Here is a 349-nt window from a genome sequence, read left to right as displayed (position 1 = left end):
CCGCCCACCGTGTAGAGGATGTCCGTGGAGGCGTAGTCGGGCTGCAGGTCGTGGCCGGTGCCCGTGAAGGTGAGCGTCGCCACTCGGGAGAGGCCGGTGATGATGCCGCTGGTGTTGGTCACGAGGCTGTAGGCGCGGAGTTCCTCGTGGCCGATGGCGAGCAGGAGTTGGAGCTTGTGGTCCCACAGCACGCCGTGGGCGCCGGGGAATCCGGTGCTGATGCTGTCGGCGAACGACGTCGGTGGGAGGCCGCCGTGCGTACCCGGTACGAAGACGTTGATGCCGCCGCCCGACTGGTACGCGGGGCCCGTGGTCCGGGCCCTGGAGGAGGCGGTGACGATGGCTCCGT

General features: G+C 69.6%; 1 pseudogene. It reads right to left on the bottom strand.

What is annotated here, in order from left to right:
- Nucleotides 1-349, bottom strand: a pseudogene (locus tag NBG84_RS15765) (hypothetical protein); the annotation flags it as partial.

Source organism: Streptomyces albipurpureus, from assembly GCF_023701525.1.
GTDB classification, from domain to species: domain Bacteria; phylum Actinomycetota; class Actinomycetes; order Streptomycetales; family Streptomycetaceae; genus Streptomyces; species Streptomyces albipurpureus.
The sequence above is the reverse complement of the archived record's forward strand: the minus strand, read 5'-3'. Positions and strand labels throughout refer to the sequence as shown.